At 49.8% G+C, this 251-nt stretch carries 1 protein-coding gene; it reads left to right on the forward strand.

Annotated features, from left to right (window positions below):
* A partial coding sequence (locus FDX22_RS23775; RefSeq protein WP_255433052.1) for a MetQ/NlpA family ABC transporter substrate-binding protein occupies window positions 1–251 on the forward strand: 251 nt, incomplete at both ends.

Below are 251 nucleotides of genomic sequence, written 5' to 3' on the forward strand. Positions count from 1 at the left end.
CTGTCGATTTTTGAAAAAGAGGGTGTGATCAAGCTGAAGCCGGGTGTGGATAAAGTGACGGCGCGCATTAGCGACATCGTAGAGAACCCGAAAAAGTTGAAGTTCTTACCTAACGTGGAAGCGGCGCTGTTACCGCAGATGTATAACAATGAAGAAGGGGATGCGGTGGTGATTAACGCCAACTACGCAATCGACGCCGGACTGGATCCAGTGAAAGATCCGATTGCCGTAGAAAGCGGTGAAAACAACCC

Origin of the sequence: Citrobacter sp. TBCS-14, from assembly GCF_005280805.1 — a bacterium.
In the GTDB taxonomy this organism is placed as follows: Bacteria; Pseudomonadota; Gammaproteobacteria; order Enterobacterales; family Enterobacteriaceae; genus Citrobacter; species Citrobacter gillenii.